Origin of the sequence: Geminicoccus flavidas (assembly GCF_009806515.1) — a bacterium.
In the GTDB taxonomy this organism is placed as follows: Bacteria; Pseudomonadota; Alphaproteobacteria; order Geminicoccales; family Geminicoccaceae; genus Geminicoccus; species Geminicoccus flavidus.
In genome coordinates, this window is sequence record NZ_WUJP01000792.1 from 1 (window position 1) to 11,710 (window position 11,710).

General features: G+C 70.2%; 13 protein-coding genes. 4 read left to right on the top strand and 9 right to left on the bottom strand.

The window, feature by feature from the left end:
• The 3 genes from EQG76_RS22690 to EQG76_RS22700 all read left to right on the top strand — a co-directional run.
• The coding region (locus EQG76_RS22690; protein ID WP_159716581.1) for an FAD-binding oxidoreductase at window positions 1–1,169 on the top strand (1,169 nt) is incomplete at its 5' end.
• Complete coding sequence (locus EQG76_RS22695) at window positions 1,166–1,678, top strand: O-acetyl-ADP-ribose deacetylase (RefSeq protein WP_159716582.1); 513 nt, start codon at window positions 1,166–1,168, stop codon at window positions 1,676–1,678. The genes EQG76_RS22690 and EQG76_RS22695, both read left to right, overlap by 4 nt.
• Window positions 1,678–3,294 (top strand): acyl-CoA dehydrogenase, encoded by a 1,617-nt coding sequence (locus tag EQG76_RS22700; protein WP_407925562.1) that lies wholly within the window; start codon window positions 1,678–1,680, stop codon window positions 3,292–3,294. The genes EQG76_RS22695 and EQG76_RS22700 overlap by 1 nt, the downstream gene beginning before the upstream one ends.
• 129 nt (window positions 3,295–3,423) lie before the next feature.
• Here EQG76_RS22700 and EQG76_RS31795 read toward each other — a convergent pair whose 3' ends face one another.
• From EQG76_RS31795 to hisG, 7 genes are all read right to left on the bottom strand, one after another.
• Window positions 3,424–4,212 carry a lysozyme inhibitor LprI family protein gene (locus tag EQG76_RS31795; RefSeq protein WP_200841039.1) on the bottom strand — a complete coding sequence of 263 codons (789 nt, stop codon included), beginning with the start codon at window positions 4,210–4,212 and terminating at the stop codon, window positions 3,424–3,426.
• A gap of 105 nt (window positions 4,213–4,317) precedes the next feature.
• A complete protein-coding gene (locus EQG76_RS22710) occupies window positions 4,318–4,593 on the bottom strand; it encodes a hypothetical protein (protein ID WP_159716584.1) in 276 nt (91 codons plus the stop codon).
• A gap of 59 nt (window positions 4,594–4,652) precedes the next feature.
• The gene (gene hisE / locus EQG76_RS33165) at window positions 4,653–5,897 is read right to left on the bottom strand and encodes a phosphoribosyl-ATP diphosphatase (protein WP_159716585.1); all 1,245 of its coding nucleotides are present in this window, start codon (window positions 5,895–5,897) and stop codon (window positions 4,653–4,655) included.
• A complete protein-coding gene (hisF, locus tag EQG76_RS22720) occupies window positions 5,894–6,646 on the bottom strand; it encodes an imidazole glycerol phosphate synthase subunit HisF (protein ID WP_159716586.1) in 753 nt (250 codons plus the stop codon). The genes hisE and hisF overlap by 4 nt, the downstream gene beginning before the upstream one ends.
• 2 nt (window positions 6,647–6,648) lie before the next feature.
• Window positions 6,649–7,242: an imidazole glycerol phosphate synthase subunit HisH gene (gene hisH / locus EQG76_RS22725; protein WP_159716587.1), complete on the bottom strand. Its 594-nt coding sequence runs from the start codon at window positions 7,240–7,242 to the stop codon at window positions 6,649–6,651.
• Window positions 7,239–7,829 carry an imidazoleglycerol-phosphate dehydratase HisB gene (gene hisB, locus EQG76_RS22730; RefSeq protein WP_235031517.1) on the bottom strand — a complete coding sequence of 197 codons (591 nt, stop codon included), beginning with the start codon at window positions 7,827–7,829 and terminating at the stop codon, window positions 7,239–7,241. The genes hisH and hisB overlap by 4 nt, the downstream gene beginning before the upstream one ends.
• 43 nt (window positions 7,830–7,872) lie before the next feature.
• Entirely contained in the window at window positions 7,873–8,763 is an 891-nt protein-coding gene (hisG, locus tag EQG76_RS32410; protein ID WP_159716589.1) for an ATP phosphoribosyltransferase, read from the bottom strand.
• A gap of 120 nt (window positions 8,764–8,883) precedes the next feature.
• Here hisG and EQG76_RS22740 point away from each other — a divergent pair, with 120 nt between their 5' ends.
• The gene (locus EQG76_RS22740) at window positions 8,884–9,852 is read left to right on the top strand and encodes a nucleoside hydrolase (protein ID WP_159716590.1); all 969 of its coding nucleotides are present in this window, start codon (window positions 8,884–8,886) and stop codon (window positions 9,850–9,852) included.
• Window positions 9,853–10,578: 726 nt separating this feature from the next.
• Here EQG76_RS22740 and EQG76_RS22745 read toward each other — a convergent pair.
• Complete coding sequence (locus EQG76_RS22745) at window positions 10,579–10,926, bottom strand: hypothetical protein (RefSeq protein WP_159716591.1); 348 nt, start codon at window positions 10,924–10,926, stop codon at window positions 10,579–10,581.
• 195 nt (window positions 10,927–11,121) lie between these two features.
• On the bottom strand, window positions 11,122–11,538 hold the full coding sequence (locus EQG76_RS22750; protein WP_159716592.1) for a hypothetical protein: 417 nt from the start codon (window positions 11,536–11,538) through the stop codon (window positions 11,122–11,124).
• Window positions 11,539–11,710 lie beyond the last annotated feature (172 nt).

Here is an 11,710-nt window from a genome sequence, read left to right on the forward strand (position 1 = left end):
ACGGCAGCGGCCGCCAGCTGGTCCTGAACCTGGAGCGGCTGAACCGGATCCGCAGCGTATCGCCGTCGGGCGATCATCTGGTCGCCGAGGCCGGCTGCGTGCTGGCCGAGGTGCAGGCGGCGGCCGAGCGGATCGACCGACTGTTCCCGCTCTCGCTGGGTGCGGAGGGCAGCTGCCGGATCGGCGGCAATGTCGCGACCAATGCCGGGGGCATCAACGTGCTCCGCTACGGCATGACGCGGCGCCTGGTCCTGGGCCTGGAGGTCGTGCTGGCCGACGGCACGCTCTGGAACGGCCTGCGCGCACTGCCCAAGGACAATACCGGCTACGACCTGAAGCAGGTCTTCATCGGCTCGGAAGGCACGCTCGGGATCGTGACGGCGGCCACGCTGGCGCTCTCGCCGCGGCCGCGGGAACGCCATGACCTGTGGCTGGCGGTGGCCACGCCGGCTGCGGGCATAGAACTGCTCCAACTGTTCCGCAGCCGGCTGGGCGACACGATCTCGGCCTTCGAGCTGATCGCCGATGCCGGGGTGGCAGCCGCCGAGGCGGCGTTCGGCATCCGGCTGGTCGAGGGACGCCATCCCTGGCACGTGCTGGCGACCGTGGCCTGGAGCTTTCCCGACGGGCTGATGGCGCATGTGGAGGCAGTGCTCGAGGCGGCGATGGAGCAGGGCCTGGTGCTGGACGGCACGATCGCCCAGAACGACGCGCAGCGCGCCCAGATGTGGCAGGTCCGCGAGGGGCAGTCCGAGGCCATGACCCGGACGGGCTCGGTCTGGCGCTCCGACGTGGCGGTCGCGAGCGACCGGATCCCGGAACTGATCGAGCGCTGCGAGGAGATCCTGCCGCGGGTGCGGCCAGGCATCGTCCTGTTCCCGTTCGGCCACCTGGGCGACGGCAACCTCCACGTGAACGTGCTGGCAAGAGCACCGGACCGGCTCGAGTCCGAGGACCGCGCGAGGCTGCAAGACGCGCTGTTCGACATCGTCGCCGCCATGGACGGCTCGTTCTCGGCCGAGCACGGCATCGGGCGCTGGAAGCGCCAGGCGCTGGACCGGCTGAAGGACCCGGTCGAGCGGCAACTGATGGCGCGCCTCAAGCACGCCCTGGATCCGGACGGCATCCTCAATCCTGGCGTCATCGCTGATCCGGAGCTTGCGCCATGACCAGGTTCGAGGTGATCCAGGCCAACATCACGATGCTCGACGTGGACGCGATCGTGAACGCGGCGAACGGGCAGCTCCTGCCGGGCGGCGGGGTGTGCGGCGCCATCCACCGCGTGGCTGGGCCCGAGCTGGCGAAGGCCTGCGCCAGCCTGACCCCCTGCCCCACTGGCGAGGTCCGCGCGACGCCGGGCTTCCAGCTGCCGGCACGGTTCGTGATCCATGCGGTGGGCCCGGTCTGGCAGGGCGGTGCGGCCGGTGAGGACAGGCAGCTCGCCGCGTGCTATCGCGGCGCCATTGCCGAGGCGGCGCGGCTGGGTGCGGCGTCGATCGCCTTTCCTGCGATCTCGACCGGCATCTACGGCTATCCGCCGGATCAGGCAGCCCAAGTGGCGGTGGCGGCCGCGCGCGAGGCGGCCCATCGCCATCCCGCGGTGGAGCGAGTCGTGTTCGCCTGCTTTGGCGAGGACAGTGCCCGGCTGCACCGCGAAGCCCTGGAGGTCCTCCATTGATCCCGTTCCGTGCACCCGTCGAGGCACAGATCCTTACCCTCCAGGCGGTGACCAGCGGCGCCGGCCGGGTTGGGCTGGACGATGAACTTGTCGAGCAGATCCTGCGCGAGGGCGGCCGGTTCGCCGAGAACGTGCTGGCACCGCTCAACCAGACAGGCGACCGGGAGGGCACCAGGCTCGACAACGGGATAGTGCGCACCGCCAGTGGCTTTGCCGATGCTTGGCGGCAGTTCGGCGAGGCGGGCTGGCTGGGCCTGCCGTTTCCGGAGCAGTACGGTGGCCAGGGCCTACCCTGGTCGGTCGCAACCGCGCTGGCCGACAGCTTCAATGCCGCGAACCTCACCTGGTACCTGGCGCCTTTGCTCACCCAGGGGGCCATCGAGGCGATCCTGCACCATGCCTCCGACGAGCTGAAGGAGCGCTATCTCCACGACATGGTGAGCGGCCAGGCGAGCGGTGCCATGTGCCTGACCGAGCCGCAGGCGGGCTCCGACCTCGGCACGCTGCGCGCCAAAGCCGAACCTGCGGGCGACGGCAGCTACCGGATCACCGGGCAGAAGATCTTCATCACCTTCGGCGACCACGACTATGTCGACCAGGTGGTGCACCTGGTCCTGGCCCGGCTGCCCGAGGCACCCGCCGGCAGCCGCGGCATCTCCCTGTTCCTGGTGCCGAAGCTCCTGCCGGACGGCAGCCGCAACGACTGGCGGGTCGCCGGCCTGGAGCACAAGCTGGGCATCCACGGCTCGCCCACCTGCGTGATCGCCTATGGTGACGGCGGCGGTGCGGTCGGCTGGATGGTCGGCCCGCCCCATGGCGGCCTGCGCTGCATGTTCACCATGATGAACAATGCCCGGCTGAATGTTGGCGTGGAGGGCCTGGGCGTCATGGAGATGGCGACCCAGGCGGCGCTGGCCTACGCGGCGGAGCGCCGCCAGGGCCGGCGCGGCGGCGAGACCGTCACGATCGACCAGCACCCGGACGTCGCCCTGACGCTTGCCCGGATGCAGGCGACCACCGCCGCCGCGCGGGGCATCTGCTACCTCACGGCCTCCGCCCTGGATCAGGGGGACGAGGCGCTGGCCGGCCTGCTCACACCGGTCGCCAAGGCCTGGTGCACCGACCGGGCGCTGGAGATCGCCTCCGATGCGATCCAGGTCCATGGCGGCATGGGCTATATTGAGGAGACCGGGGTCGCCCAGCTTTATCGCGACGCCCGGATCCTGCCGATCTACGAGGGCACCAACGGCATCCAGGCACAGGACCTGGTGGCCCGCAAGCTGCCGCTGGAGGAAGGGCAAATCACGGAGCGGCTGTTCGCGCGGATCGAAGCGCGGCTGCCGGAGCTGCCGCACGGTGCGGAACTGGCACCGGCCCTGGCCACGGTACGGGCTGCCACGTCTCATCTCCTCCAGGCTTCCGCCGACGACCAGGCGGCGGGTGCCACCGCGTACCTGCGGCTGCTGGGCGATCTGGCGGGCGGCTGGCTGCTCTGCGAATGCGCCGCGCGCTCGGCAGACCATCGACGCCTCGCCGGCTACTGGGTGCGGCGGGTCCTGTCCCATGCCCCGGCACTGCGCGCAGCGGTGGAGGCCGGCGCTCGCGACATCGCATGACCTACGCGGTCGCCTGTGCGCCCGGCCCCGATCGGGCGCCGGCGCACCGTCAGGCGCACGGTGCCCAGGGCGGCGGCCTCCGGAACAGCCGGTTCATCCGCCCCGATCCGCCAGTTCGGCCAGAAGCGCTCAGTCCGAGCGAGGCCGCGTCTCGTGGCTCTGCTGCAGCTTTCCGTCCGCCCAGACGTAGCGCAGCCAGCAGGTCCGGTCCGCCGGCAGGTCGGGGCACTGCTCGTCGCTGACCCAGATCGACGCTTCCAGCCCGTCCGCCTGCTGCGCCAGGCTCGGCGCCCCGCCGGTCGTGGTGACCGGACGGAACCCTGCGGAGGACAGCGCCAGATCGATCCGGCACCCGGAATTGGCGCAGAAGGCCGTGGCGGCACCCGCGCATTCCAGCGCTGCCGTGTCGAGCAGGTAGTCCAGGCTGCCGTCACGGTCGAGATCGCCGGCCAGCACGGACGGGCGGTCGTCCGGGTCGAACCGGCCACCCAGGCTCCGGCACTGCTCGGCATAGTCGATCGCCGCCACGGGTGAGGGCAGCTCCGCCGGTGCTGCCTGGCTGCTGGCGACGGCGGCGATATCCTGGCGCAGGCGATCCTTCAGCGTGGCGATGCGCGTGCGGTACGCCTCGTCCAGGCAGTCCCGGTCGTCGCCACAGGCGGCGCGCTCCTGCAGGAACGCTTCCGCCTCGTCCTGGCGGGCACCGCTGGCGCCCATCAGCAGCGGCAGCTCGTGATAGGCGAACCACAGGCCGCCCATCTCGCTGTCCAGGGCGGAAAGACCGGGGTCCGCGCAGACCGCCCGCTCGTCGGCCTGTGCCGCACGGGCGCAATCGAAGCTGGCCGCCTGCGCTGCCGGTATCAGCAGCATTCCGGCTATCAGCAGTGGCCCCGCCCAGAGAACTGCGTGCCCGGTCATCGTTCGATCCCTCCTTGTCCAGCGACCTATGGAACACGCGCGGCAAAATCCGGGCAGGTCAATGCGGCCAGGTTACTGGCGCCCAGGTCGGGGCCGGCTTTACGCTCAGCTGGCACGCGGGTGCAGGTGCACCCTCACCTCTTCAGTCCCCGTCGGGCGGTGCAGCAGGGCCCGGTAGAACGCATCGCGGCTTGGCAGCACCTCCACCTGCCGCTCGCTGCCGTCCCGGGCGATGACCCGCAGGCGCATGGGCCGGGGCCTAGGCAGGGCGCCCGGTATCCGGCGCAGGAACAGGAGCGGCAGGAACAGGCAGGGCCAGCTGGCCAGGGCGGCCAGCTGGCCGAGTTCGAGCAGGAGCAGGAGCAGGAGCAGGTCGGGCATCAGTGCCTCCAGAGGCTAGACCGACTCCTGCCACGCCCTGGTAAAGAAACTGTTAACGCTCAGTCCCGCCGGGTCACCCGGCGGTGGCGCCGGTCCAGATGGCGCTCGACCTCGGCCAGATCGATGCCCTGGCCGGCCAGCCGCGCCAGGGTGAAGTAGATCACGTCGGCGGCCTCGTGGACGATGTGGTCGTGCTGGCTGGCCTCGATCAGCTCCTCGCACTCCTCGCGCAGCTTGGCCGCGAGCATCGCGGGATCCTCGAACAAGCGCGCGGTGTAGCTGCCGGGCGGCGGGTTCTCGCGCCGGCTCTGCAGGAGGCGCGAGAGGGCACCCAACCCGCCATCCGGGCCGAAGCAGGTCCGGCAGCCGAGATGGCAGAAGCCCGGGCCGTGCTGGCGGACGGTGAAGCGCAGCGCGTCGCGGTCGCAGTCCGGCGTGATCGCCAGCAATTCCTGGACGTCGCCCGAGCTCTCGCCCTTGCGCCAGAGTGCCCCGCGCGAGCGCGACCAGTAGATGCCGCGCCGCTCGGCCACGGCGTGCCGGATCGACTCTCTCGACGAATAGACCAGGCCCAGCGCCACGCCGCGCTCGTCCGCGACCACGGTCGGGATCAGGCCGTCCTGTCGGTCGGAGACCAGCGGGGCGGCGATCGCGTCCCCTAAGTCCATGCGCCCGGAATAGAGCGCCATGCCGACCTGGGCATCGGCACCGATCCGGTCGAGCTCGGCCAGCTCCTCGGTCGTGGTCACCCCGCCGGCGATCGTCACCTTGCCAGGTGCCGCTGCCGCGACGATGGCTTTTGCGAATTCGAGGTCGGTACCCTCCATCCGGCCCTCGCGCTCGACGAAGGTCACCAGGAAGCCGCCGACATGCTCCTTGAGCTGGGCGATCCGGTCGATGACCGTGGCACCGGTGGCCTTGGTCCAGCCCTCCACCACCACTTCGCCGTGCCGCGCGTCCAGGGCCGCGATCAGCCGGTCCTTCGGCAGTTGGCCGAGCAGCTCCGGCGTGGCCGCCGTGCCGAGGATGATCTTCGCGGCACCCTTGTTCAGCCAGTGCAGAGCACGCTCGACCGAGCGGATGCCGCCGCCCACCCGGACGTCGCCCATGGCGATCAGCCGCTCGATCACCGCGTCGTTATCGCCCTTGGACAAGGCCCGGTCGAGGTCGATCACCGCCACGTCGCCGGCCAGGCGGAAACGCTCCATGATCGGAGCCGGATCGCCCGCGTCGATCACCTGCTGCTCGCCGCCGATCAGCTGGACGGCATGACCGCCCTTGAGGTCGATCGAGGGAACGATCATTGCCGCACCACCACGCCCTTGCCGGCCAGATAGGTCTTCACGTCGCCCACCGTCGTGTCGCCATCATGGAAGATCGAGGCGGCCAGCACCGCGTCCGCGCCGGCCTCGAACGCTTCGGCGATATGCTCGGCGGAGTTCGCCCCGCCGCTCGCGATCACCGGGACATGGACGGCGCCCGCCACGGCACCGGTCAGCTCCAGGTCGTAGCCCGAGCGGGTACCGTCCCGGTCCCAGGAGGTGAGCAGGATCTCGCCGGCCCCCAGCTCCTGCGCCTCTCTCGCCCAGGCGAGCACGTCCTTGCCGGTGCCCTGCCGCCCGCCCTTGACCAGCACCTCGAAGCGGTCGCCATCCCGCTTCGCGTCGATCGCCAGCACGCAGCACTGGGCACCGAAGCGCTCCGAGATCTCACGGATCAGCTCTGGCCGTTCCACCGCCGCGGTGTTGACGCTGACCTTGTCGGCACCCGCCTCCAGCAGGGCCGCCGCATCCTCGGCGTTGCGCACGCCGCCGCCGATGGTGAGCGGGATGGAGAGGACGGCGCGTACCCGGCGCACGGTCTCGTGCTGGTGGCCGCGCCCTTCCGGGGTGGCCGCCACGTCCAGGATCACGATCTCGTCGGCACCCTGCGCCTCGTAGAGGGCGGCGCGCTCCGCTGGATCGCCGGCATCGCGCAGCCCCTGGAAGCGAACCCCCTTCACGACCCGGCCGTCCGCCACGTCGAGGCAGGGGATGATGCGCTTGGTGAGCATGCTCAGCGCTCCAGGAAGCGGGCCAGGAGCTCCTGGCCATAGGTGCCGGACAGCTCGGGATGGAACTGGCAGGACAGGAGGTTGCCCATCTCCAGCCCGGCGACGAACAGCCCGTCATGCTCAGCCAGCGCCACGCTGCAGCCCGGTGCCGCGAGCGCCCGGTAGCTGTTGGCGAAATAGGCGTAGCCGTCCTGGAGCAAAGTGCAGTCCGGCTCTGCCTCGACCCGGTTCCAGCCGAACTGCGGGACTCGCACCTCGTCCGAGAACCGGCCGACATGGGCGTCGATCACCGCCAAGCCACGGATGCCCGGGCTTTCCTCCGAGCTCTTGAACAGGAGCTGGTGGCCAACACAGATGCAGATGGTCGGCCGGTCCGCCTCGATCCGGCGCTGGAGCGCCCGGTCCAGCCCCTTGTCGGCGAGCGCCCGCATCGCCGGGCCGAACGCGCCCACGCCCGGCAGCATGACGTGGCTGGCCGTCTCCACCGCGGCCGGATCGTCTGCCAGCACCGGGTCCGCGCCCAGGCGGCGCCAAGCAGCACGCACCGAGGCGATGTTGGCGACACCAGTCGGGACGATCACGACCTGGCGGGTCATAGGCTGCCCTTCGTGCTCGGGATCTCGGCGCTGCCGGTCCGGGCAACTGCCCGGCGTAGTGCGATCGCCAGCGCCTTGAACGCGGCCTCCGCCTTGTGATGGTCGTTGTCGCCGTGCAGCACGTCGACATGCAGCGCCATCCGGCCGGTCATTGCCAGCGACTGGAAGAAATGGGTCAGGTTCTCGGTGGCGACGTCGCCGATCACCTCGCGCACGAACGGGATGTCGACCCGGGCAAACGGCCGCCCGGACAGGTCGACCACGACGCGGGCCAGCGCCTCGTCGAGCGGCGCATAGGCATGGGCGAAGCGCTCGATGCCGCGGCGCTCGCCGAGCGCCTGGTCGATGGCCGCCCCCAGGGCCAAGCTCGTGTCCTCGACCGTGTGGTGGTCGTCCACGTCGAGGTCACCCGTCACCTGCAGGTCCAGGTCGAGGCGTCCGTGCCTGGCGAGGGCCGTCAGCATGTGGTCGAGAAAGCCGATCCCGGTCTGCACCGCGATCTGGCCGGACCCGTCCAGGTTCAGGGCCAGCCGGATCTCGGTCTCGCTGGTGGCACGCTCGACGGTGACGATGCGTGGCTCGGTCAAGGCTTGGCTCCGTGCTCGGTCACGACGATCGGAAGATGGGTGCTCAAGGCACGATCTGCGCGATGTCGGACACCACGATGTCCGTGCCGCCCGCCGACTTGATCCGGGCGATGAGCGTGGGCAGCCCGTCGCGCGGCACCGCCGCCTTGACCGCGAAGCCGGTGCCGGCATGGAGCGGCGACACGGTCGGGTAACGCATGCTGGGCAGGATGCCGACCAGCGTCTCCAGGCAATCCGGCGGGACGTTGATCTCGAGCATCACCCGCTTGCGCGCGTCCAGCACCGAGCGGACCAGCAGCACCAGATGCTCGATCACCTCGCGCTTGGCCGGGTCGTCCAGGCTCCCCGGATGCGCATACATCCGGGTCGAGCTGCGCAGGAGCTCGGCGAAGATCATCAGGCCATTGGCCTTGAGCGTGGCGCCGGTCGAGGTGTTGTCGACGATGCAGTCGGCATCCTCGGGCGGGAACACCTCGGTGGCGCCATAGGTGCGCACCACCCGGCCCTCCAGGACCTCACGCTCCAGCCAGCGGCGGGTCAGCCGCTCATACTCGGTCGCGACCAGGAAGGGGCCGGGCCGCGGCCGGCCGTCCTGCAGGAAGGACGGCTCGCAGGCGCCCACGATCCGGACCGGGTCCAGGCCGGTGTCGAGCAGCTCGACCAGCTCGACTTCCTTCTCCGCCACCCAGTCCGCCCCGGCGAAGCCGACGTCGCGGGAGCCGACATGGAGCATCTCGACGATGTTCTGCGGCTTGAGCAGCTTGGTCTCGAAGCCCGGCAGCGACAGGGTCGGCCGGTAGCCGCGCCTGTCGAAGGTCAGTCGGATGCCGGCATCGCCCAGAAGCTTGAGGACATTGTCCTGCATCCGGCCCTTGGGCAGGGCCAGATGGACGACGGCAGCACTGGCGGCAGGTTGGTCGGTCTGGTCGGACAAGATGAGCGATCCGGAAAATGCTGGGCCCGCATCATGGCGAGCGCGCACGGCTATAGACGCTTAGCCCCTGCCTGCGCAAACACCGGGGCGAGGCAGGAGCGCTTTGGGCGAGGAAACGAGATGGCGAACCCCCGACTTGGGCGTTGGACCGCCCTGGCCGCGGCCGTGGCGGTGCTGGCCGGCTGTGCCCGGATGCCCGAGTTCGCGCTGTTCGACGAGCAGGCGCCGGAGGAGGCCGCCGAGCTGCCCACGCCCGGCGACAACCCGGCTGCCGCCGCTTGCGTGCTGATCGACACCGACATGGCCCTGGACGATGCCAGGGCAATCGCGGCGATGCTGCCGACCGGCAAGGTGCGGGCGATCGTCACGACCGGCGGGGTCAGCCGCCCGGAGAACGGCGCCAGTGCCGCCGCGGTGCTGGCGGCACTCAGCCGCAAGGACGTGCGCGTCCTGGTCGGCAAGCCCTCGCCGGCCCCGACCAGTCCCGACTGGCTGCCGGCCTCCCGGCAGAGCGCCGAACGACTGGGCTATTTCCTCGCGACCACCGTGCCGCTGGGCCCGCCCGAGACCTTCCTCGCCGAGGAGGTGCGCCAGGCGATGCGCGGCTGCCAGACGATCGACGTGCTGATGCTGGCGCCGTGGAGCTCGTTCGCCACCTATCGGCCGCAGCTCGGCACAAGGCTGCGGCGAATCATCGTCCAGGGCGTGCCGCCCACCGCTGCGGCCCCGCTCGGCTTCAGCTGCAGCTATGACCGCGCCGCCTGTCAGTCGGTGCTGGAGGGCGGCCTGGTCGAGATCATGACCTGGGTCGCCCTGCCGGAGCATGCCGACGACAGCTTCGTGCCGCGGCCGGACATGTTCAACGGGCTGGCCGCCACCGGCCTACCCGGCGCGATCAAGGCGATGATGCAGATCAACCCCTCGGCGGTGACCGAGGGCTATCTCTGGGACGACACCGCGGCGCTCTACTGGCTCTATCCCGACCTGTTCGGCGAGCGCGGCGCCCATGTCGAGCCGGTCGTCCCGGCCGCGACCCTGAAGGAGCACTGGCGCTACGCGGTGAACGAGGCGATCGAGCGGCAGTACTGAGGCCGGATACCCGGCCGCACGACCGGATGGACGGGCGGCGGGGGCCTCGTGCCGGCCGGAGGACGGTGCTGCCTCGGGTGCCGCCCTTCGGGCATGTCTATCCCTGGCAGCTGCGGTTGCTTCGCCCGTGTTTCTCGCCTCTGGACCATCGGAAGGTTCCAAAGGTGCCGGCTTCCCTGCAAGAGCGCCTGTCAGGCCTGCCGGAGCACCGTGGTCTGGTGGGAAGATCGTACATCGCCTGGGAGCCGCTGGCGCCCGGCCGCCATGGAGATGCGGGCGTTCAGTGGGCACGCCGCCGAACGCGACGATCCACACCCAATGCCCAACCCCACGGTCGTGTGCGTTCAGCAGTCGGCAAGGGCATGAGGCGGGTTCAGCCTCCGGGCGCTCGTGCGTTCTGGCAAGCGCGGTCGCAACGTCTGATCTTCAGCGGCGGCTCGGCCGATGAACTCGCCTGGACATCTGCCCTGCCCCACTGGATGGACCGGCGATGCCGCACTGCCTGGGCGGACCGTGGATGATCCCGGGACGGAGCACTTCGCACCGCCTCGGGCCCCGGCACATCCGCCGCTTCGGCATCGCCATGATCTGGAGGCGATGCCGGTCGGAGCCCGGCCAGACCGGCGATCAACCGCATGACCGCAGGGCGTCCATCGGCGAGGTCGCCCCCAAGGCAGGGGGGCATGCTGCCGGTGCGCGCACGGGCACGCCGGAGGGTAGCTCGGGTCAGCGATAAGCGTTGTGGTTGCGCATGAACCGCTGCCAGTTCTGCGTGAAATCCAGGTCGGGAAGCTCCTGGTCGATGCAGGAGGCGCTCGCTCTGTCGATGTAGAGCAGCGCGTCCTTGCGCTCGATCGTCAGGTCCACCGAGACCGTGATCTGATAGCGCCCGTCGCCCCAGCCGATGATGTACCCCGTGCGGTCTGACATCCAGGCCACGCCCTCGCAGCCGTAGAACTCTGTGAAGCCGCCGCGTACGCAGTACAGGGGATTCCTCGCCACCAGGTCCTCGACGTAGGGCGCAGACCTGACGGTTGCGACGTTCCAGGGATGGCCCACCACGATGCCGTGCACGCTAACCGTGGAGCACTCGGCCGGGTCCGGGCCGCCTCTGCCTCCTGCTGCAGCTTCTCAGCCCGGTCCTTCTCGTCCCGGATGCGCCGATAGGCCTTCTCCTCGAGCGACGTGAACTTCGTGCAACCTGCTGCGGCGGAAGGGACATCCTGCTCCGTCTTCGCCCGGTCGAATGCCTGCTCGCACGCGGCCAGATCATGGCTTCTCAATTTCCCCGTCCAGCCGCTGCAACATGCCGGATTCCGCCCAGGCGTGCATGACCATTCCCGGTCGCGCGCTGAACAGGTAGCCGAGCGCATAGCTATCCTTGATCCGATAGATCTTGGAGGCGTGCGGCTTGACGTGCCCTGATAGAAGAGTTTGTCCGGCCAGATCTCGCGCCCATCCCGCGCGACCACCAGCATCTCTTCGCAAGAGGGAGGTCTCCGGCCGGAAGCTCGCCCAGCGGCCGTTCCGCTGCGCGAGGCAGAGCTTGGTCAGGTCATAGCCCGGCTGAGGTTGGTCGGCCGTTCGCCAGGATGGCTCGCCAGCCTCCGCGGTCGAGGGAACGGACAGGCAGGCGGCAGCGACCAGGACAACGGCAAGAAGGATTGACCAACGCACGGTGAGCACGTCGAACCTCCTTGACTGTGCGCCCGCTCCGCGTCCCGAAGCCCGGATCCTGCGGAGCGGTTGCGATTGCCTGCCGCCCGCGCCGCCCGGACCTGGGTGGCCGCCGTACTGGTAGCCATGGCGGTATCCTGGAAGACGAGGTTGCGGGGGCTTTGCCGCGTTCGGCCGGATC

Excerpts from the sequence above, each read along its gene's own strand:
- hisF (WP_159716586.1), bottom strand. The coding sequence starts at position 6,646 with ATGCTCACCAAGCGCATCATCCCCTGCCTCGACGTGGCGGACGGCCGG.
- EQG76_RS31795 (WP_200841039.1), bottom strand. The coding sequence starts at position 4,212 with ATGACCGGGCACGCAGTTCTCTGGGCGGGGCCACTGCTGATAGCCGGA.
- EQG76_RS22740 (WP_159716590.1), top strand. The coding sequence starts at position 8,884 with ATGGCGAACCCCCGACTTGGGCGTTGGACCGCCCTGGCCGCGGCCGTG.
- hisE (WP_159716585.1), bottom strand. The coding sequence starts at position 5,897 with ATGATCGTTCCCTCGATCGACCTCAAGGGCGGTCATGCCGTCCAGCTG.
- EQG76_RS22710 (WP_159716584.1), bottom strand. The coding sequence starts at position 4,593 with ATGCCCGACCTGCTCCTGCTCCTGCTCCTGCTCGAACTCGGCCAGCTG.
- hisH (WP_159716587.1), bottom strand. The coding sequence starts at position 7,242 with ATGACCCGCCAGGTCGTGATCGTCCCGACTGGTGTCGCCAACATCGCC.
- EQG76_RS22695 (WP_159716582.1), top strand. The coding sequence starts at position 1,166 with ATGACCAGGTTCGAGGTGATCCAGGCCAACATCACGATGCTCGACGTG.